Annotated in this window: 20 protein-coding genes; 5 read left to right on the top strand and 15 right to left on the bottom strand. The window is 60.1% G+C overall.

The genetic code is table 11. The features are described from left to right. Window positions 1–75: 75 nt before the first annotated feature. The 9 genes from L4923_RS20600 to L4923_RS20560 form a co-directional block, all read right to left on the bottom strand. On the bottom strand, window positions 76–543 hold the full coding sequence (locus L4923_RS20600; RefSeq protein ID WP_239368581.1) for a cytochrome c-type biogenesis protein: 468 nt from the start codon (window positions 541–543) through the stop codon (window positions 76–78). After that, window positions 540–2,525, bottom strand: coding sequence for a heme lyase CcmF/NrfE family subunit (locus tag L4923_RS20595; RefSeq protein WP_239368579.1), 1,986 nt, complete (start codon window positions 2,523–2,525; stop codon window positions 540–542). Before L4923_RS20595 ends, L4923_RS20600 begins: the two co-directional genes overlap by 4 nt. A 5-nt stretch (window positions 2,526–2,530) precedes the next feature. Then, the gene (ccmE, locus tag L4923_RS20590; RefSeq protein ID WP_239368577.1) at window positions 2,531–2,974 is read right to left on the bottom strand and encodes a cytochrome c maturation protein CcmE; all 444 of its coding nucleotides are present in this window, start codon (window positions 2,972–2,974) and stop codon (window positions 2,531–2,533) included. Window positions 2,975–2,977: 3 nt separating this feature from the next. Next, the gene (gene ccmI / locus L4923_RS20585; RefSeq protein ID WP_239368575.1) at window positions 2,978–4,105 is read right to left on the bottom strand and encodes a c-type cytochrome biogenesis protein CcmI; all 1,128 of its coding nucleotides are present in this window, start codon (window positions 4,103–4,105) and stop codon (window positions 2,978–2,980) included. Between the two features lie 133 nt (window positions 4,106–4,238). Continuing rightward, the gene (locus L4923_RS20580; protein ID WP_239368573.1) at window positions 4,239–4,664 is read right to left on the bottom strand and encodes a hypothetical protein; all 426 of its coding nucleotides are present in this window, start codon (window positions 4,662–4,664) and stop codon (window positions 4,239–4,241) included. 102 nt (window positions 4,665–4,766) lie between these two features. Beyond that, window positions 4,767–6,209, bottom strand: a complete 1,443-nt coding sequence (locus L4923_RS20575) for an ATP-binding protein (RefSeq protein WP_343303759.1) — start codon at window positions 6,207–6,209, stop codon at window positions 4,767–4,769. Then, complete coding sequence (locus L4923_RS20570) at window positions 6,193–6,858, bottom strand: response regulator transcription factor (RefSeq protein WP_239368571.1); 666 nt, start codon at window positions 6,856–6,858, stop codon at window positions 6,193–6,195. The genes L4923_RS20575 and L4923_RS20570 overlap by 17 nt, the downstream gene beginning before the upstream one ends. 72 nt (window positions 6,859–6,930) lie before the next feature. Next, window positions 6,931–7,233: a hypothetical protein gene (locus L4923_RS20565; RefSeq protein ID WP_239368569.1), complete on the bottom strand. Its 303-nt coding sequence runs from the start codon at window positions 7,231–7,233 to the stop codon at window positions 6,931–6,933. A gap of 153 nt (window positions 7,234–7,386) precedes the next feature. Next, the gene (locus tag L4923_RS20560; protein ID WP_239368567.1) at window positions 7,387–7,803 is read right to left on the bottom strand and encodes a DUF3168 domain-containing protein; all 417 of its coding nucleotides are present in this window, start codon (window positions 7,801–7,803) and stop codon (window positions 7,387–7,389) included. A gap of 224 nt (window positions 7,804–8,027) precedes the next feature. Here L4923_RS20560 and L4923_RS20555 point away from each other — a divergent pair, with 224 nt between their 5' ends. Continuing rightward, window positions 8,028–8,804, top strand: coding sequence for a pyrroline-5-carboxylate reductase (locus L4923_RS20555; RefSeq protein WP_239368565.1), 777 nt, complete (start codon window positions 8,028–8,030; stop codon window positions 8,802–8,804). A 58-nt stretch (window positions 8,805–8,862) separates the two neighbouring features. Here the strand turns inward: L4923_RS20555 and L4923_RS20550 are convergent, their stop codons facing one another. From L4923_RS20550 to L4923_RS20535, 4 genes are all read right to left on the bottom strand, one after another. Beyond that, on the bottom strand, window positions 8,863–10,044 hold the full coding sequence (locus L4923_RS20550; protein WP_343303756.1) for a DmpA family aminopeptidase: 1,182 nt from the start codon (window positions 10,042–10,044) through the stop codon (window positions 8,863–8,865). Between the two features lie 308 nt (window positions 10,045–10,352). Continuing rightward, on the bottom strand, window positions 10,353–11,513 hold the full coding sequence (locus tag L4923_RS20545) for a porin (protein WP_239368563.1): 1,161 nt from the start codon (window positions 11,511–11,513) through the stop codon (window positions 10,353–10,355). A gap of 324 nt (window positions 11,514–11,837) precedes the next feature. Next, complete coding sequence (locus L4923_RS20540; protein WP_239368561.1) at window positions 11,838–12,230, bottom strand: winged helix-turn-helix transcriptional regulator; 393 nt, start codon at window positions 12,228–12,230, stop codon at window positions 11,838–11,840. Between the two features lie 287 nt (window positions 12,231–12,517). Beyond that, on the bottom strand, window positions 12,518–12,871 hold the full coding sequence (locus L4923_RS20535) for a GNAT family N-acetyltransferase (protein WP_239368559.1): 354 nt from the start codon (window positions 12,869–12,871) through the stop codon (window positions 12,518–12,520). A gap of 414 nt (window positions 12,872–13,285) precedes the next feature. On the opposite strand from L4923_RS20535, the gene L4923_RS20530 reads away from it, so the two are divergent. The 3 genes from L4923_RS20530 (at window position 13,286) to L4923_RS20520 (ending at window position 16,737) form a co-directional block, all read left to right on the top strand. Beyond that, on the top strand, window positions 13,286–15,442 hold the full coding sequence (locus tag L4923_RS20530; protein WP_239368557.1) for a transglycosylase domain-containing protein: 2,157 nt from the start codon (window positions 13,286–13,288) through the stop codon (window positions 15,440–15,442). A 169-nt stretch (window positions 15,443–15,611) separates the two neighbouring features. Continuing rightward, on the top strand, window positions 15,612–16,196 hold the full coding sequence (locus L4923_RS20525) for a DUF1214 domain-containing protein (protein WP_239368555.1): 585 nt from the start codon (window positions 15,612–15,614) through the stop codon (window positions 16,194–16,196). Then, window positions 16,189–16,737: a DUF1254 domain-containing protein gene (locus tag L4923_RS20520; protein ID WP_239368553.1), complete on the top strand. Its 549-nt coding sequence runs from the start codon at window positions 16,189–16,191 to the stop codon at window positions 16,735–16,737. The genes L4923_RS20525 and L4923_RS20520 overlap by 8 nt, the downstream gene beginning before the upstream one ends. A gap of 20 nt (window positions 16,738–16,757) precedes the next feature. Here the strand turns inward: L4923_RS20520 and L4923_RS20515 are convergent, their stop codons facing one another. Continuing rightward, window positions 16,758–16,934, bottom strand: a complete 177-nt coding sequence (locus L4923_RS20515) for a hypothetical protein (protein ID WP_239368552.1) — start codon at window positions 16,932–16,934, stop codon at window positions 16,758–16,760. 219 nt (window positions 16,935–17,153) lie between these two features. Between L4923_RS20515 and L4923_RS20510 the strand changes: the two genes are divergently transcribed. Then, the gene (locus L4923_RS20510) at window positions 17,154–18,113 is read left to right on the top strand and encodes a DUF2336 domain-containing protein (RefSeq protein ID WP_275448503.1); all 960 of its coding nucleotides are present in this window, start codon (window positions 17,154–17,156) and stop codon (window positions 18,111–18,113) included. Here L4923_RS20510 and L4923_RS20505 read toward each other — a convergent pair. Continuing rightward, window positions 18,100–18,447: a DUF1491 family protein gene (locus L4923_RS20505; RefSeq protein ID WP_239368548.1), complete on the bottom strand. Its 348-nt coding sequence runs from the start codon at window positions 18,445–18,447 to the stop codon at window positions 18,100–18,102. The two genes, L4923_RS20510 and L4923_RS20505, sit on opposite strands and share 14 nt — an antisense overlap. Window positions 18,448–18,507: the final 60 nt, after the last annotated feature.

Below are 18,507 nucleotides of genomic sequence, written 5' to 3'. Positions count from 1 at the left end.
AGAGAAGACGACATTACCGCTTCATTTCCGGTAGATGAAACTTTGGTAATGTTGGCCGAGGTTATGAAGAGGCGCTTAGTCGTGCTTCAGAATCGCGTCGAGCTTCGCCTTTTCGTCCGCGCTCAACCCAGGCGTTTCCACGGCTTTTGGTCGACGCGCCGCCAACACCATGAATGCGCCCCCGACCAGAAGCAGCAGCACGGGCGCACCCCAGAGCAACGCGGTACGCCATTCGAAACGCGGCTTCAAAAGCACGAACTCGCCATAGCGCGAGACGACATAGTCGATGACCTGTTTGTCGCTGTCACCGGCTTTCAGCCGATCGCGCACCAGGACGCGCAAATCGCGCGCCAGATCAGCATCGGATTCGTCGATTGACTGGTTCTGGCACACCATGCACCGCAAACCAGCCGACAAGGAACGTGCGCGCGCTTCAAGTTCCGGATCGGACAACATCTCGCCAGGCTTGACGGCATAGGCACCGCCGGAGGCGAGCAGAACGAGTCCCAACATCAATCCGGCAAGAAAACGACGCATGCTCATGACGGACTGGCCACGGGCACTGGCTTGCTCTTGCGTCTGGCGGGAGCGCCAACGCGCAGGCGACGGTCTGCCAGCGAGACCGCACCGCCCATCATCATGACGAGACCACCCAGCCAGATCAGCGTCACCAGCGGCTTCCACCAGATGCGCGCAACGACCGAGCCATCCGCAGATTCATCACCAAGTGCGATGTAAAGCTGGCTGAAGCCTATCGTCTTGATGCCCGCCTCTGTGGTTGGCATCTGGCGAGCTGGGTAGAAGCGCTTGGATGAGCTGATCGTGGCGGTCACTTGGCCACCAGCGTTGATCAGTTGGAAGTGGGCGCGATCCTCGTTGAAGTTCGGCCCCTTCATCGGCTGAATTCCTTCGAAACGGATGGTGCGGCCGGCAACTTCCACGGTCTGTTGCGGCTTCATGGTCAGGATATGCTCCTCACCGAAGTTCAGCGTGCCCACCAGCCCGATCAGCGTGATGCCAAGACCGGCATGCGCAAACGCAGTGCCGAAGACCGAACGCGGCAGCCCCACGAGACGGCGCAGCATGACCGGGAACGTCACCGACCTGAAACCCGCCTTCATGGCAAGGTCGGTGGCTGCGCCAAAGATCAGCCAGACGGCGAGACCCGCACCGGTGGCAGCAAGCACCGAACCGCCATCGATGAAAAAGAGGGTGACCAACGCCGCCAGCAAAGCAGCACCGAAAGCGGCCATCAGGCGTTGGGCGACCGCGAGAAGATCGCCGCGCTTCCAGGCAAGCAATGGCCCGAAGGGCACTAGCAACAAGAGCGGCACCATCAAGGGACCGAAGGTCAGGTTGAAGAACGGCTCGCCGACCGAAATCTTGTCGCCCGTCAGGGCTTCAAGGGCAAGCGGGTAGAGCGTGCCGATCAGCACAGTCGCAGTGGCCGTGGTCAAGAACAGATTGTTCAGCACCAATGCTCCCTCGCGCGAGATCGGCTGGAACAGGCCGCCGGCAGTGAGCGAGGAGGCGCGTAATGCAAACAGCGCCAAGGAACCGCCGATGAAGAACAGCAAGATGCATAGGATGAAGATGCCGCGCGACGGATCCGTGGCGAAGGCATGGACGGAGGTGAGCACGCCCGACCGCACCAGGAACGTGCCGAGCAGTGACAACGAGAAGGTGAGGATAGCAAGCAGCAGCGTCCAGATCTTCAACGCAGAGCGTTTTTCCATGACGATGGCTGAATGCAGCAATGCCGTACCGGCCAGCCAGGGCATGAAGGAGGCGTTCTCGACCGGGTCCCAGAACCAGAAGCCGCCCCAACCGAGCTCGTAATAGGCCCAGTAGGAGCCGACCGCGATGCCGCCGGTGAGGAATATCCAGGCCACCAGCGTCCAGGGTCGCACCCAACGCGCCCAGGCGGCATCGATGCGGCCATCGATCAGGGCAGCGACCGAGAATGAGAAGCAGATGGAGAAGCCGACATAACCCAGATAGAGCAGCGGCGGATGCACGGCCAATCCGAGATCCTGCAGGATCGGATTGAGGTCACGTCCTTCGACCGGGGCCGGGATCAAACGGGCAAAGGGATTGGACGTGATCAGGATGAACAAGAAGAACGCAAGACCGATCGAACCCTGCACAGCCAGGACATTGGCCTTGAGGCTGGCCGGCAGATTGGCGCCGAAGGCCGCGACAAGGGCACCGAAGAAGGCCAGGATCAGAACCCACAAAAGCATCGAGCCTTCGTGATTGCCCCATGTTCCGGTGAGCTTGTAGATCATCGGCTGCAAAGAGTGCGAATTTTCCCAGACATTGACGACCGAGAAGTCCGAACCGGCATAAGCAACCATGAGGGCTGCGAAGGAAAGAGCCGTCAGAGCAAAGCCGGTAATGGCTGTTGGCGCAGCCACCGCCATCATCCGGTCACTGCCGATACGCGCGCCAACCAACGGCACGATGGTCTGGATCAGTGCGAGCGCAAAGGCCAGAACCAGAGCGAAATGACCGATCTCCACCATGCCCGCTATTTCACCTGTGTTTCCTGCCAAACACCCTTGGCCTTCAGTCCGTCGGCGACTTCCTTGGGCATATAACGCTCGTCATGCTTGGCCAGCACGCTATCGGCGACGAAAACGCCGTCGGAGCCGAATGAACCTTCGGTGATGACGCCCTGCTCTTCGCGAAACAAGTCGGGCAAAATCCCGGTGTAGGTCACCTTCACCGTATCATGCGTGTCAGTGACGGCAAAAGAAACCGTGGTCCCCTGGCCGCGCACGATCGTGCCCTTTTCCACCAGCCCGCCGAGACGGATACGCTGGCCTGGCGCGAGATTGGCAACGGCAAGGTCGCCAGGCATGTAGAAATACGATGCTTTCTGACCGAGTGCATAGAAGGTCAACCCCGCAGCCAGTGCCAGGAAGCTCAGCCCCGCCACGATCACCGACAATCGCTTCTGCTTGCGCGTCATCCCCTACTCCGTTGCCGTGAGACCGAGTGTCCCGGCAAAGGCCGTGAACTGCTTCGCCTCCGGGCTATCAGCACCGAAAACCGTTATACCCCGCCGAAGGGCTGCCCGCGCTTCGTCGGTCTTTCCCAGCACCACATACGAACGAATGAGACGCATCCATCCTTCCGTATCGCGCGGGTTCTGTTTCAGCTTCTCGTCGAGACTGGCAACCATTGTCTCGATCATGGCGCCACGCTGCTCCTCCGAGAGCGAAGAAGCGGCCGCCATGTCTTCTTGCGACGGACCGCCCGCAGACGGGGCAGGATTGCCATCCAGGCTCGCCAGCGCTTGTTCAACAGCCCTGCGCCACGGAGAGTCCGCCGGCAACGTCGCCTGAACCTTCTGAAGCGTGGCGATCGCCTCTTCCTTGCGGCCTTCCTGCGAGAGCGCCAAAGCGAGATAAAAATTCGCCTTCGGGTTGTCTGCTTCAAGTTTCAACGCCGCCTCGAACACCGACTGCGCTTCAGCCGAGACGACGCCTCCGGCGCCGTTGACCATTGCCTCGCCAAGGCCGATCTGGCGAGCAGCAGTAGCCCCTTCGAGCCTGATCGCGTTGCGGTAGGCAGTGACGGCATCGGCGAAACGGCCGATGCGCAGATAGATCGGGGCCAAAACGTCCCAGCCTCGGCCATCGGAGGGATTTTTCACCAGGTGCGCTTCGGCTCTTGCGACCAGCTCGTCGACGGAGCTCTCTGCCGGATTCTTGGCCAGGCGCTCCGCCAAGGGCTGTGGCGGCACGTCAGGGGAGCCCAGACGTGCATAAATTCCCCAACTGAGCAGCGGTACGGCCAGCACGGCGACGACGGAGAAGACACGTACAGTCTTTGAAACGGCCACGGAAGCGTCAGCGGCGGCTTCGTGGCTGCCAAGACGAATGATGCGGCGTCCGATCTCGGCACGCGCCTGCTCGGCTTCAGCGGCCTGGATCAGCCCGCGCTCCAGGTCGCCTTCGATTTCGCCGAGTTGGTCGCGATAGACTTCGAGATCGTGGGCGTTTTGGGAATCCCGCCCCCTCGCCCCTCCAGCGAGAGGCAACAGCACGGCCAGGCTCGCGCCCAGCGTCAGCACCGCGGCTATGACCCAAAACAGCATGGAACTTCCAATAGCGGTCCGGCTTCGTCCTGCCAACACAAGCGTCCTGCGACGCTTTGACAGAATTGCGGTCAGGCAGCTTTGATCGAGCGCAAATACCCAATCATGATGGAAGTTTGGATCCGGCGGCTTCCTATGTCAGCGGTGTCCAGCTGCCATCGGCATTGCGACAGGCAGTGCCGCGCGCAATCTGGCCGGCACCGCCCGAATAGACGGTATGACGATACTGGCGGCAATCCTGCGATCCGACGCGATATGGCTGCGCAGCCACCACCTCGCCATAGCGGCTCTGATCACCCTTCCAGGTTACCGTCTGCCCGCTCGCGGTGTACTCCAGCGCCTTGTATTCGGCCTCCAGCGCCTTGCGCTTTTCAGCCGCATTCAGGTTCGCGCCGATATTTCCGCCGATCAAGCCGCCGCCCATCTCGGAAAGTACGGTCGAGGCAACCGAGGCGCTGTCCTTGCCGGATTTCGGTGCGATGTCAGGTCCATCCGACCCAGTCGTGGTGCAGCCGGCCAACGCCAGCATTCCGGCTACAAGGCCAATGCGAATCGTCATGCTGTCAAAATTCCCCTCTTCGCCGCGCAATCGGCGAAGCCGCGGCGATAGCCTCGATATTGGGCTGAAATTGGGCCGCAGGCCACCCCATATTGCCGATCTTCACTGGACGCTGCGCAGGCGCACAATCGCCTTCAGCCCACCGAGCGGCGAGCGCTCCAAGGCCAATGTCCCTCCATACTCCTTGATCAGGTCGGCCACGATGGCCAGTCCCAACCCTGTCCCGGGTTTGGTTTCGTCCAGGCGCTTGCCGCGCTGCAGGGCCTCGCGCGCCTTGTCTTCCGGAATGCCTGGGCCATCGTCCTCTATGAGGATTTCGAAATGATCGCCGCCATCTCCAGCGACCGCAAGCGGCCTCGCGGTGATCCTGGCGGTGCCGCGCGCCCACTTCATCGCGTTTTCGAGCAGATTGCCCATGATCTCCTCGAGATCCTCGCGTTCGCCGGCAAAGATAATTGCTTCCGCTGGCAAGGAAAGGGAAAGCGCAACCTTCGGATTAAGTTTCTGCATCACCCGCACCATGCGCTCTGCGAGTGGCGCCACAGGCGTGCGGTAGACGACACTGTCGCGTTGGGCAGCGATGCGCGCCCGCTGCAGATAATGTTCGACCTGTTTCTGCATGGATGCTGCCTGGTCGGTGATCAGTTGACCCTTTTGGCCGCCAAGCGCCCGCCCCTCGTTCAACAGCACTGCGAGCGGTGTCTTCAGCGAGTGGGCAAGATTACCCACCTGGGTGCGCGAACGCTCGACAATGCGTTTGTTGTTCTCGATCAGCGCATTGGTTTCATTGGCCAACGGCTCGATTTCGGATGGGAAATTGCCGCCGAGCCGCTGTGCCGTTCCCTCGCGCACCATGGCGAGCGCGGCCCGAACACGCCGCAACGGCTGCAGGCCAAGCAGGATGGCAATGGCATTGATGGCGATCATGCCGGCGCCGAACAATGAAAGATAAGTGAGCAGCCGCCCTTGGAAGGAGCGGATTTCTTCCTCCAACTCGCTCTTGTTGCCCATGACCCTGAAGCGGGCGATGTGGTTCTTCGCATCGAGTACGAACTCGCTCTCGAAGACCTGCAGTCTTTCGCCCTTCAATCCCCGCGTCGAATAGCTGCGCTGGAAGCTGGAGTTGAAGGGCACTTCACTGATGCTTGGCGAGGGCAATGTCTGCGCAATCATCGAAGACGAACGCAGATGGCCGCTGACCCCTTCCGACGCCGGTTCCACCGACCAGTACCAGCCGGAAAAGGGTTCGGAAAAACGCAGATCCCCGAGGTCCGGTGCACCGATCAAAACGCCTTTATCGGAAATACCGACAGACCCGATCAGGTTGAACAAATGCGCCGAAAGCAAACTGTCGAAGCCACGCTCGCTGGCTTGGCGGTAGAGTGTGGTGATCAGCGTGAAGATGACGATCAGCGTCACTACCGCCCAGATCGAAGAGAAAGCGACGACGCGGAACGTCAGCGAGCGCAGCCAGAAACGCAACGGCGCCCTTTTCTTGGTCCGTGTGGTGGTGGCAAGCGGTTCCGCCTTACGCCTCCGGTTCACGCATGCGGTAGCCCATGCCGCGCACGGTCTCGATCATGTCGACACCCATCTTCTTGCGCAGCCTTCCGACGAAGACTTCGATCGTATTGGAATCGCGGTCGAAATCCTGATCATAAAGATGTTCGACCAGTTCGGTGCGCGATACGACCTCGCCCATGTGATGCATCAGGTAAGCAAGAAGACGGAATTCATGCGAGGTGAGTTTCAAAGGCACCCCGTCGACATCGGCCTTGGAAGCCTTCGTGTCCAGACGCAGCGGACCGCAGCTAAGCTCGGAAGAAGCATGCCCGGCTGCGCGGCGGATCAGAGCGCGCACACGCGCCAGAATTTCCTCGATATGGAAAGGCTTCGTCACATAGTCATCCGCGCCGGCATCGATACCGGAGACCTTGTCGCTCCAGCGATCGCGCGCCGTCAGCATCAGCACGGGCATCTTGCGACCGTCACGGCGCCAGCGTTCCACGACGCTGATTCCGTCCATCTGCGGCAGGCCTATATCGAGCACGACGGCATCATAGGGCTCCGTGTCGCCGAGATAGTGCCCTTCTTCGCCATCATAGGCGCGATCGACGACGTAACCAGCATCGACAAGCGACTCGGCGAGTTGCCGATTCAGTTCCTTGTCATCCTCGACCACCAGTACGCGCATCCTGCCTCGTGTCGTTCTGTTCGATTGTTCAGTAAGGATATAAGCCGATTCCAGGTTGCGGAAAACGACTGCTCAGCCTGCCGGAACCACCATCTCGGCCCGCCGTGGACGCTCGCCATCCTTACCCGGCACGAGCACGACGATGACACAGACCGCCTGCCCGCCCCGCGTGGCGGATGAAGCCTTGGCAAGTGTGCCTCCGTTCTGGGCCGCGACTTCCTGGCCGATCGCATAGCAGTCGGCGGCTATACTCATCACCTGCTTGGCGTAGACAGGCGACGAGATCGGCAGTGCGCCTGCCGGCGGAGCAACCAGCAGCCCGCCGACGCCAAGCGCCAGCACAAATGACCGAAGAAGGAAACGGAACCTGTTCATGGCGCCTTTATTAGCGCACCGGGGCTGAACACGAAATGAACACCGGCCGCAATGTCTTGTGTTCTGAACCCGTCGGGGAAGCGAACTGCACGACCTTAACCGATCCAAACCGCGACCGACAACAGTCCAAAACCAACCTGGACCCACCAGGGTTCAGGCAGCATCCTCGATCACAGCGCGATAGCGGACAAGGCCGTGGTGGACGGCGAGATCGTCGTCATGGCGGATTTCGGAGAATTCAAAACGTAATTTGATCAGATGATGGGTTCCCAACGCCAACAACCCGGCGTCCAGCCGTTGCCGGATCAACCGCATGATCGCCTGCGTCTCATGCCTGCCCTTGGCCTTCGACCAAACCTGCAGCGTGATCAACTGTTCAGAACCGCTCTCGGTGGCTGTGCTCCAGTCGTAGACACCTGTGCGGCCAACGGTGAGATACGGAAAGATGACGTTGGCGGGCTCCTGATCAAATATCTTCGCGCCTCCCAGTGCCGACGTCAGCAGGGTGTCGCCCTTCAGTCGGTCGAACAGCACCTTGTGCAGATCAGCGGCAGCTGCACCTCTGCTCATCGCCGCTTGCGCTCCAGCCATCCGAGGACGCTTTGCTTTCTTCGCCATCGGCGCAGCGTACGCTCGTTCGGCAGCCGCCGCCAGATCAGGCGGCCCCATAGCCAGCAGACGAGGCGCTCCATCGATCCCGAACTGCGAACGGATTCGGAAGAGCGCGGCTTTGCCCGTATGGCTCTCGCGACTATGGTCGTCGGCGATTCCGAACCAGCTGTATTGGGCATCATATGAAACTTGGCTTCATCGGCACCGGCGCACTGACCGCCGCGATCGTTACCGGATTGAAATCCTTCGCCGATAGTTCGGTCTCTGTTCTTTTGTCGCCTCGCAACGAGGAGATAGCGACTGGTCTCGCCTCGCGATTCGCGGATGTGCATGTGGCGCCCGACAACCAGGCAGTGCTCGACGGCAGCGATACCGTTATGCTGGCGGTTCGTCCGCAACTCGCGCATGAGGTGATCCCGTCGCTGAAATTCAGACCGGATCATCATGTCGTCAGCCTTATCGCGACGATTTCGCTCCAGGAGATAGCCACACTGGTTGCGCCGGCGCAGCGGCTCGCCAAGGCGTTGCCAATGCCGATGATCGCATTAAGACAAGGGGCCACGATCATCTGCCCGCCGGACAAGGACATCGCCGCCTTCTTCGGCAAACTTGGGAAATCCATCGAGGTCGAGGACGCACGCGAGTTTGACGCCCTCAGCGTCGCGACTGCGACCTATGCCAGCTATTTCAAGTATCTCGATACCGTGCATAGCTGGCTGAGAAGCCAAGATGTCGATGAAAACAAGGGACGCGACTACATCGTCTCGCTCTTCAAGGCGCTGGCAAACGCTCCGGATACGGCACCCGATGCCGGGTTCATGCATTTGTCGCAGGAATACGCAACGCGCGGGGGCATCAACGAGCAGATCCTGCGCGAACTCGCCGATGCCGGGCTTTTTGATATTTTTGCCCAGAGCCTGGACAATGTGCACAAGCGCATCACGGCATCGCAAGCATAGTCGCTGCGGCATGTAGTGAGGTTGGCCGACCCCGCACGAGGCCGGCCACTCAGAGAGCCTATTTCGACAGCCGGTTGTACTTCTTCAGCGCTTCTTGAAGGCGATCATGCGGAATGGCGAAGGAGACATTGTCGTCGCGACCTTTCATGGTCTCCGCCGCAACCATCGCGTTGATGATCGCCTCTTCCGTGGCGTCGGCAGTTGCATGGAAGAGCGGGTTCATCTTGTCGTTGGAAACCATTTCGACCGTCGTGTTCTTCTCCTGATTGAAAGCCTCGGGATTCGCAGTCGAGAAAGTGATGAAGATATCGCCACTGCCGTTGCCCCCATAGCCGCCGGTCTTAGCGATGCCGAGCGGCACGCGGCGCGCGAGACGCTTCAGTTGATGCGGCAGCAGCGGCGCGTCGGTCGCGACCACAACGATGATCGATCCTGCTTCCTCGCGTTTCCATGACACGTCCGGCATCAGATCGGTGATCTCCTTGCCGACCGGAACGCCTGCGACAGTAAGGTCCGCGCGAGAAGCGAAATTACCCTGGACGAGCACGCCGACATTATAGCTGCCATCCTCAGCCGACAGCTTGCGCGAAGCGGTGCCGGTACCGCCCTTGAAGTTGAACAAGTTCATGCCGGTGCCGCCGCCGACATTGCCTTCGGCGATCGGGCCGGATTTCGCCGTATCCAGTGCCGTGTAGACATGCTCCTTCTTCACGTGCATGCCATTGATGTCGTTCAAGATCCCGTCCCAGGTTTCGGCCACAACCGGCAGCCGCCAATAAAGATCGCGGAAATGCGGACCGACCAGATTGTTTTCCGCCTCCCAGGAAATCACTGAGTCCCGCACCACACCGACGCTGTGCGTGTTGGTGATCATGATCGGCCCTTCGAGGAAACCGCTTTCCTCGATCCAGGTCGTTCCTGTCATTTCTCCATTGCCGTTCAGCGAATACCAGCCGGCGAATGATGGACCGAAGGCCTTGCCGCGCGGCAGAATTGCCGTGACGCCGGTACGCACCGGCCCCTTGCCGACCTGGATCTTGCCCTCGCCCTCGATGATCGTCGAATAGCCGACGGTGACCCCCGGTACATCGGTAATTGCGTTGTTCGGTCCGGGCGTCCCTACGAACGGGATACCGAGATCGCGAGCGCGTGGCTTGTCGGCGGCCGAAGCAGCAGCCGCGCTCATGGCCAGAGCCATGCCGCACATCGCCCCGACCAAACTCCTGTTTGCACGTTCCATAGTGTCTCCTCCACTTTGATGAAAACGCGCTCAGTCCTCCTTTGATCTTTCGACCAACCAAGCGACGAACACTTATCGCCATCAGGAAGCGGAAGCGGCAACCACGATTGACGCAACGTCAATGCAAAGGCGAATTCTGGACCAAAGGCTGGAGCCAGCTTGGCAAGCCGGCCGCTGTGTGGCTCGATAGTCATCTCCAAAAAAGAATGGCCCGGCCAAGGGCCGGGCCATTCTTCGGTGAAACATCACCTCGATAAAAAGAGCGAATGACTGGAGGTCAAGCCGGCACCCGCTAAAGGAGGATTGTCTTAGAAGTCGCGCTGGAAGCGGAGGATGCCGCCGACGCTGCTGTCCTTGTCTGCACCGGACCAGCTACCGCGATAGTCGGCATCGCCGAACTTGCCTTCGTTGACGTAATCAACTTCGGCCGTGACGGTGAAGCCCGGAACCAGCTGATGCGCGACGTTGACGGCGACGCCGAGGGTCTCGCCTTCGTCATACGACACCTGCGCATTCAACGAAGTCTTCTCGCTGAACTTGTAAGTGCCGCCGCCCCAGACGGCCCAGTTGCCACCCCATGGCTTGTAGAAGCTACGGTAGATGTTGTCGTCGGTACCGTAGCCGCCCATGATGAAGAGCGAGATCTGGTCGGTCGCGTTTACGTCCAGGCGAACCTTGCCGGCCCACTCTTCCCAGGAGCTGTTGTAGGCGACGACACCGGAGATGCCGCCCCAGCCCTGGGTGTACTTGGCGCCGAGAACGACGTTCGGAACGTAGCTGTCGATCGTCTGGTCATTGTCGTCGGTAAAGACCCAGTTGCCGTCACCGTCCTTGACGTAGGTGTCGTAGCTGCCCGAACCCTGTTCAAGCGACACGAGCGCGGAGAAACCGTTGCCGGCATCGAAGGTGTAGCTGATCAGGTTGGTATCGAACTCGCCGTAAGGAACGAGCGTATCCTGGATGACGTTTGCGGCATAACCCGAGAAGGTGTCGTAGGCCGACTCGTCCTTACCGACGCGCAGGCCGCCGAGCTGGATCCAGGCCCACTTGAGCTGGATGTCGCCCTTGTTGCCGGCTTCGCCGCTACCGTCGCGGTTGCCGAAGTTGAAACGGGTTTCGGTAAACGTCTTCAGGGTGCCGTATTCGGTTTCCTGGCCGGTCCAGGTACGCAGGGCCAGACGGGCGTTCTTCTGCCAGGTGTCCTGCTCATCGCCATCGAGGCGATCACGGGTCTTGGCACCGTCGAACGAACCGATATCGCCAAGGCCAGCGTCGTAACGGACATAACCGCCGATACGCAGGCAGGTCTCGGTGCCCGGGATGTAGAAGTAGCCGGCGCCGTAGACGTCGCAGATCTTGACGTATTCAGCCGGTTCCGGCTCTGCGACGACAACGGCGTCGGCGGCGCGAGCGCCGGAAACGGCGATCAAAGCCGCTGCCGAGCCGAGAAGAAGGGTGTGGATTTTCACTGATATCCCCTGTTCACACTTAAGGACCGTCAAGTTCCCCCAGTCGCAAGCAAAACGCTGCCGGAAGTTCCCGATCCGAACGGGTCGGACTATGCATAATTTGCGGCCGCGACCCCGATAACAAAAATGTTACCGATCTGTAACATCCTTAATTCAATATAAGTATCCATTTCGATACCTTAAATCTATATATCCCTGATTTCATTGTACAATTGCTTGTGTGCTGCGATTCATATGGAATAGTATTAATTTTGATACCAGTTGCGACCACATCCACCCATCGCGAATAGCGTCTTATTCGTGTTGCAATGATGCCACAATCGGTCAAGCGACCATAGAACGAGGCGACTTGGTCTGCTTCTGATCGAAAATTTGTTGTGCGTGATGAATCGCATGAGCATTGCTCTCGGACCAATCGCGCAGCACGCTCAAGGGCAACTTCAAGGAATTGCCCAACGCCGTAAGGCTATATTCGACCCCGGGAGGGGCGGTATCGACGAGGTGTCGGCTGACGAGCCCGTTGCGCTCAAGTCGCCGCAAGGACTGTGTAAGCGTCTTCTGACTGATACCGGCTATCTGTCGTTTGAGTGCGTTGAAACGTGCCGCACCGCCATCGAGATAAATTCGCCTCAGGACGAGCAGGGTCCATTTGTCGGAGAAGAGTTCGAACATCATGTCGCCATCGACGGCCCGGCGGTCGGCGGCATGATCGTTCATCTTAGTCTCCTGGCCTGCATTCCCCCCAATCAAAACCGGCGCAGTAACAATCGCAGGCGATTTTGGTTCCGTCACGATTTTCGGATTTTTGACCTCCCTGCATCCGCTTCCCAGAAGGTTCGGTTTCCGCAACACGTTGCGATTTCTGAGGCTCCCCTGAACCGGCCATCGGTGTTTCGAACGTGGAGCTCCAGCGATTGCACCAATCCAAACCGATCTCTGCACCAAAGATTGGCGCAAGTCCAAGCCAAAAGGACAAGGGCAACGAGTGCTGAATGACAGGGGATCTAGCCCAGTTGGATCAGCCCTGCATCCGTCGGTTTGAATCCACAGGCGCGGAAATAGAAGTCCCGCAAATGCGGATCGAAGTCGACATGCAGCCATTCGCAACGCGAAGCCCGGGCATACTCGGTCGCGACCCGCACGAGCTCGGACGCGTGCCCTCGACGACGATGGGTCGGAGATATCATCGTGTCGAGCAGGAAGGCATGCACGCCGCCATCCCACGCGACGTTGACAAAGCCAACAAGCTCGCCCGAAGCGCGTGCAGTCACCCAGCCAAGACTGAAACGATTGACTTGGGACCACCAGTCGTCATCGAAAAATGCATGCTCGAAGCATTCGGCATGCAGCACATTCATTTCGCCGTTTTCGAAGGCACCACGCCATTCAAAATTCGGCCGGCGAAGATCGGGCTGGTCATGAGAAGGCTGCGTCATGCGTCTTTATCGCTGGACGCTGCCTGCAGGACAACTGCGTATGCAAATCTGGACCTGCCAGTTGCTGTCTGATGTCGTTGCCCGCGGTTGTCCACGCCGCCGCAAAGATCATGAAAGGGCAGCCATCTCCGTAGTGTCTTGGCCGAAGGGAGCAGTGAGGCCGCACACGCCTTTACCCTCCCTTCACCAATCGCGCGTCCAATGGCATGGCTCTTGCCAGCGTCGCTGCAATCGACGAATAGTCGGCGGTGATCGTACAAGGTCCGGCTGCGTTCCCGATTGCGCGGCAAACGAGTATAGTGGCGCCAAGGCGCAACCAGCGTGTAACCAGCCTCGATGAGCACTCCCCAGGAACCGCGCAAGAAAAGAGGCCCGATTGCAGCCTGGCTCCTGTCGCTGGACGCGTGGCTGGATTCCAGCCTTTATGAACTGCGCTATCGCGGCGGCGAATTTTGGGAAGCCGCCACCATCTTCTTCCGCCGCTTCAAGGTCACGGGCTGGCGGCGTTGGCTGATCGAGGCCCTCTCGGAGGGTTTCACGCTTGGTGCCGTTGCCTCCGTCGCCATGCTGGCGCTGGCCCTGCCGGCCTTCGACGAAACGTCGAAGGATTGGCGCGCCCAAGGCGATTTTGCCGTCACCTTCCTCGACCGCTACGGCAACGAGATCGGTCAGCGGGGCATCATCCAACGCGATTCCGTGCCGGTCGATCAGATGCCCGATCATGTTATCAAGGCGGTTCTTTCAACTGAGGACCGGCGCTTCTTCGATCACTACGGAATCGACTTGTTTGGCCTGGTGCGCGCCCTGACGGAAAACATGCGCGCCAATTCAGTCGTGCAGGGCGGCTCCTCGATCACGCAGCAGCTCGCCAAGAACCTGTTCCTCACCAACGAACGCACGTTGGAGCGCAAGGTCAAGGAAGCGTTTCTATCGCTATGGCTGGAGGCCAATCTTTCCAAGAAAGAGATCCTGCAGCTCTATCTGGACCGCTCCTATATGGGCGGCGGCACGTTCGGCATCGAGGCCGCAGCCGACTTCTATTTCGGGAAGAGCGTGAAGGACCTGACCCTGGCCGAGGCGGCGATGCTCGCCGGCCTGTTCAAGGCGCCGACCAAATACGCCCCGCATATCAATCTGCCGGCGGCCCGCGCCCGCGCCAATGTCGTGCTCAACAACATGGTCGACAGCGGCTTCATGTCGGAGGGCCAGGTGCTGCAGGCCAGGCTTCACCCGGCCAATGTCGTTGACCGTGGCGAGCGCAAGAGCCCGGACTATTTTCTTGACTGGGCCTTCGACGAGGTCAAGAAGATCGCGCCCAAGGGCACGCATTCGCTGGTCGCCCATACTACATTCGACGCAAACATCCAGGATGCTGCCGAGGAATCGGTCGAGTTTCACCTTCGCCAATATGGCAAGGAATACCGTGTCACCGAAGGCGCGGTGGTGGTCATCGAAACCAATGGCGCGGTGCGTGCCATTGTCGGCGGCCGCGATTATGGCGCCAGCCAATTCAACCGCGCCACCAGGGCACTGCGCCAGACAGGTTCCTCATTCAAGCCTTATGTCTACGCGACCGCGATGGAGCATGGCTTCACGCCGGACTCCGTGGTGTCGAGCGGGCCGATCAGTTGGGGCAGTTGGTCGCCAAAGAATTACAGCGGCAGTTTCGGTGGCAAGATCACGCTGCTCAATGCTTTCGTGCGCTCCATCAACACCGTACCGGTCAGGCTCGCCAAAGACTCCCTGTCCATACCGCCCATCAAGAAAATGGCCGAGGATATGGGGGTGGAATCGCCGCTGGAATCGCACAAAACGATGGTGCTCGGCACTTCCGGAATGACGGTGATGGACCAGGCGACCGGATATTCGGTCTTTGCTCAGAACGGTTATGTCGGCACCCGTCATGGCGTCACTCAACTCGTCACCCACACCGGCGAAGTGGTCTATGACTGGGCCAAGGATGCGCCTTCGCCTCGCCGCGTGCTTTCCGAACAGGCGTTGCGGTCGATGAATTCCATGCTGACCCAGGTACCTGTTATCGGCACGGCACGCCGTGCCGCCCTGCCCAACATTGTCTCCGGCGGCAAGACCGGCACCACACAGAGCTATCGCGACGCCTGGTATGTCGGCTTCACCGGCAACTACACGGCAGCAGTTTGGCTGGGTAACGACGATTTCCGTCCCACCAACGAAATGACGGGCGGTTCGCTGCCGGCCATGATCTGGCAACGCATGATGGTCTACGCCCATCAGAACATAGACCTGAAACCGATCCCTGGTATCGATCAACCTTTCGTCGACAAGACGGTGGCGGCGAAGGCCGAGGAAGCGCAAAAGAAGCAGGCTGCGGAAGAAGAGGCCAGGATTGCGGCGGAACGGCCGCCTGTGCTGTCCAGCCGCACGACGCAGACATTGCGCGCGCTCTCCAACACCTTCGAGGCGGCTCCTGCACTCACCCCACCGGCTTCGTCAGAAAAGCTCTCGGCGCTGTGACGGTTGCGGAAAACGCCAGGCTTGTCTGCAACTCCTCCCGCCGCTATGTCGCGATGAACACCAGAGCGTTTCGCTTTTTCACGGAAACGCGGACGCGCTCTAGCTTTTTGTTCCTACGCAAAACCGCTACGCACTTTTGCTGGAACTGTTCCTGTCCTGATGAGCCTTCATGCTGAAAAACGCATTGCTGACGCTGCTGTCTTTAGCTATCGCCATCGGGCTCGGCGGCGGCAGTGTCTGGTATACACTTGATGCTCAGAGCGGTGCCGGCGCGATCCGCATCGGACCTTGGACTGCCTTCCCCGACATCGGCACGCTGGACGCCGATCCATATTCGCAGGCGCGAGTGGCACGCCAGGGCGCACTGACCCTCGGCCGTGCCGAGGGCCTTTCCTTCATCGCCGAAACCGATTCGAGAGGCGAGGATCTCCTGCGCGAATGCAGCTACACGATCGAAGGTGGCTTCCCGACGGCACGCTTCTGGACGCTGTATGTCGCCGACCAGGCGCTCGATCCGATTGCTTCCGGCCGCCCGCACCGGGCTGTCCTGCACTCGCATGAGATCTTGCGGCAGCCAGACAATTCTTCAGTCATTACCGTGGCTCCGAACGCCGCGCCCGGCAACTGGCTGCCGATCTCCGGCTCGGGACCGCTACGTTTTGTGATGAATTTCTACGACACCCCGATTGCAGCCTCGACCGGGCTCTCCGACGTGAAGCTGCCCACCATCGTCAGGACAGGCTGCAATGGGTAAGCTCCTGCACGCCATCCTCGTCGGCCTGGTCGGTGCCGCGATCGTGCACATCGTCGTGCTTTTGCTTGTGCCGCAGTTTTCGGAACGAGACGCATGGTCGAATCTCGCCATGAAAGCGGATTTCTACACGATGACACGGCTCGACGCGCAGCCCGGCAGTCCCACGCCCATCAAGTCGATCGATCCATCGTTCTACGCGGCAGCCTGCCGCTTCGATCTTGCCGATGGCATGGTTCAAGTGACGGCCCCGGGCCCGGTGCCGTTCTGGTCGGTCTCGGTGTATGACCGCAACGGCCACAACATCTACAGTTTCAACGACCGCTCTGCGACCAAAGGACAGATGGATGCGGTCGTGCTGACGCCAGCGCAAATGATCGAGGTGCGTAAAGCGTTGCCGGACGGTTTCGAAGGCTCCATCTTCGTCGAAGCCCCTATCGACGAAGGTATTGTCGTGTTGCGCGCTTTTGTGCCGGATGAAAGCTGGCGGCCCACGGTCGCAAAGTTTCTCGACCAGAGCTCCTGCGAACTGCAGCAGTTCTGACGATAGCGGACTTCCTTGTCTCAGTGACGCGGCAACGGCGCCGGTGTCGGCGTCGTGTTTGTTGCAGTCGCGCCAGCTTCCTGCGGCCGCTCGTAGCGGACGCCGGGGAAGATGATCACGGCCGCAGCCGTATCAGCACTGCGTGGAAGTCTGTTCGGTGCCGCCGACCGCGGCGTGAAAGACAGTATCTGTCCCATGGTTCGCGCATTCCTCTCAGGTTGTACCCAGAGCACAAACGCAACGCCTCCTTCTGTGATTAGGCTCTCAGAGGGTTAACGGAGCGCTAACGGATCGTCGCTAATTTGAAGATTGTTCGCGCGCTTCCTTTGCCGAGTCATGCTCCGGCGGAAGGAAGGCGGATCGTGTGATTTGTACAGGCGTGACCCGTGTCCTCTTCCGACTTCCGGCAAATTGCTATGCGGACAGAAACGCGAAAGGCCGAGCGGCTGTTTCGCGCTGCGATTTCAGCATTCTGCTCGCTGCCGCGCCCGTCACGTCGTGAGATCGCACAGTTGGAAGACCTTGCGCTGCCGCTGTTCGACGATGTTTCCGACGAGGCGTTGCGTTTCGGTGCGGCAGCTCTATCTGAAACCGAATATGCCCCCCGCCAGCTGGTGCTCAGGCTGGCCGATGCAAAGGTCGACGTCGCGGCTCCCCTGCTGATCCGCTCCGTGGTGCTGACCGACGTCGATCTCATCGCAATCATCGGCCGACATGGCCTGCCGCATGCGCGCGCCATTGCCCGCCGCAAGGATCTCAACCCCGCAATCAGCCATCTGATCCGCGCGCTGGAGAGACCTGCGCTGACGGTCGCGCAGGACGCCGACAAGGCAGCGGAGAAAACGGCACCCACGAAGCCAAAGCCTGGAGAGGCGGCGGATGATGCCCGTCACAGACTGCGTGCCATCATGGCCGACAGGCACGTTTCCACCACAGCAGCCGCGAAACAGACCGGAACGCGGGGCTGCAGTCCTTACCAGAAGCTTCGCGAGACGGCACTCAGCGGCAACACCGCCTTCTTCAAGACCGCACTCGCCGATGTCCTGCAGATCGATTTCGCCACGGCGCATTCGATCGTCGCTGCGGAGGACTATTCGCGGCTGCTCGCCGCGTTGCGCGCGCTAGACCTCGGCGATGATCCCGCCTTCCTCATCGCTGTCACCGTCTTCCCCGGCCTGTTCCCGCATCCACAGGCGATCCGTCTGTTCCTCGATCGCTATCGCCTGCTGCCGCCGGAAGTCGCACGCAACCAGCTCAGCCAATGGCAGGCGGAAGCCATGTCGCCGGGCTTGCGTGACGCCCGTCAGACGACGGCCAATTCCGATGTGCCCACAGGGACGCAGCCGGAGGCCGGCAAATTCTTCAAGACGTCGTGATTGCGATCAGTTCGTCGATCCGCACTGATCCCGGCTCGATCTCCACCACCCAGATGTCGGGATCGAATTTCTTTTCGCGCTCCAGCCTTTTGGTGACGATCTCTTCGTCCAGCGTCGTCTCGAGCTTGCTGAACAGCCGTTCGTCCGGTCTGGCGTCGTCGTAGCTGGTCTGCGGCGCTGGTCCGTAGAGCGTCACCTCGCCAAAGCGGTCTCGCGTCAGGACGAACACAGCACCGGCTTCGGTGGCGCCACGCTGTATGATCGCTGCGAAGCCGGTCGAAGCGAAGACCCTGCGTGTGAGTGCAGACACCCAGAGGTCCGTGGTTACACGCATGGACGATCTCCGCCCACGAGACTGCGTTGTCTGAAAAAGCTGATCATGAATTGATGCTGT

Origin of the sequence: Terribium retamae (assembly GCF_022347545.1) — a bacterium.
Taxonomy (GTDB): domain Bacteria; phylum Pseudomonadota; class Alphaproteobacteria; order Rhizobiales; family Rhizobiaceae; genus Mesorhizobium; species Mesorhizobium retamae.
The sequence above is the reverse complement of the archived record's forward strand: the minus strand, read 5'-3'. Positions and strand labels throughout refer to the sequence as shown.

Coding starts and splice junctions, on each gene's coding strand:
- L4923_RS20520 (WP_239368553.1), top strand. CDS start 16,189: ATGGGTAAGCTCCTGCACGCCATCCTCGTCGGCCTGGTCGGTGCCGCG.
- L4923_RS20580 (WP_239368573.1), bottom strand. CDS start 4,664: ATGACGATTCGCATTGGCCTTGTAGCCGGAATGCTGGCGTTGGCCGGC.
- L4923_RS20570 (WP_239368571.1), bottom strand. CDS start 6,858: ATGCGCGTACTGGTGGTCGAGGATGACAAGGAACTGAATCGGCAACTC.
- L4923_RS20555 (WP_239368565.1), top strand. CDS start 8,028: ATGAAACTTGGCTTCATCGGCACCGGCGCACTGACCGCCGCGATCGTT.
- ccmI (WP_239368575.1), bottom strand. CDS start 4,105: ATGCTGTTTTGGGTCATAGCCGCGGTGCTGACGCTGGGCGCGAGCCTG.
- L4923_RS20515 (WP_239368552.1), bottom strand. CDS start 16,934: ATGGGACAGATACTGTCTTTCACGCCGCGGTCGGCGGCACCGAACAGA.
- L4923_RS20550 (WP_343303756.1), bottom strand. CDS start 10,044: ATGGAACGTGCAAACAGGAGTTTGGTCGGGGCGATGTGCGGCATGGCT.
- L4923_RS20530 (WP_239368557.1), top strand. CDS start 13,286: ATGAGCACTCCCCAGGAACCGCGCAAGAAAAGAGGCCCGATTGCAGCC.
- L4923_RS20510 (WP_275448503.1), top strand. CDS start 17,154: ATGCGGACAGAAACGCGAAAGGCCGAGCGGCTGTTTCGCGCTGCGATT.
- L4923_RS20560 (WP_239368567.1), bottom strand. CDS start 7,803: ATGAGCAGAGGTGCAGCTGCCGCTGATCTGCACAAGGTGCTGTTCGAC.
- L4923_RS20595 (WP_239368579.1), bottom strand. CDS start 2,525: ATGGTGGAGATCGGTCATTTCGCTCTGGTTCTGGCCTTTGCGCTCGCA.
- L4923_RS20535 (WP_239368559.1), bottom strand. CDS start 12,871: ATGAATGTGCTGCATGCCGAATGCTTCGAGCATGCATTTTTCGATGAC.
- L4923_RS20565 (WP_239368569.1), bottom strand. CDS start 7,233: ATGAACAGGTTCCGTTTCCTTCTTCGGTCATTTGTGCTGGCGCTTGGC.
- L4923_RS20505 (WP_239368548.1), bottom strand. CDS start 18,447: ATGCGTGTAACCACGGACCTCTGGGTGTCTGCACTCACACGCAGGGTC.
- L4923_RS20600 (WP_239368581.1), bottom strand. CDS start 543: ATGAGCATGCGTCGTTTTCTTGCCGGATTGATGTTGGGACTCGTTCTG.
- L4923_RS20540 (WP_239368561.1), bottom strand. CDS start 12,230: ATGAACGATCATGCCGCCGACCGCCGGGCCGTCGATGGCGACATGATG.
- L4923_RS20525 (WP_239368555.1), top strand. CDS start 15,612: ATGCTGAAAAACGCATTGCTGACGCTGCTGTCTTTAGCTATCGCCATC.
- ccmE (WP_239368577.1), bottom strand. CDS start 2,974: ATGACGCGCAAGCAGAAGCGATTGTCGGTGATCGTGGCGGGGCTGAGC.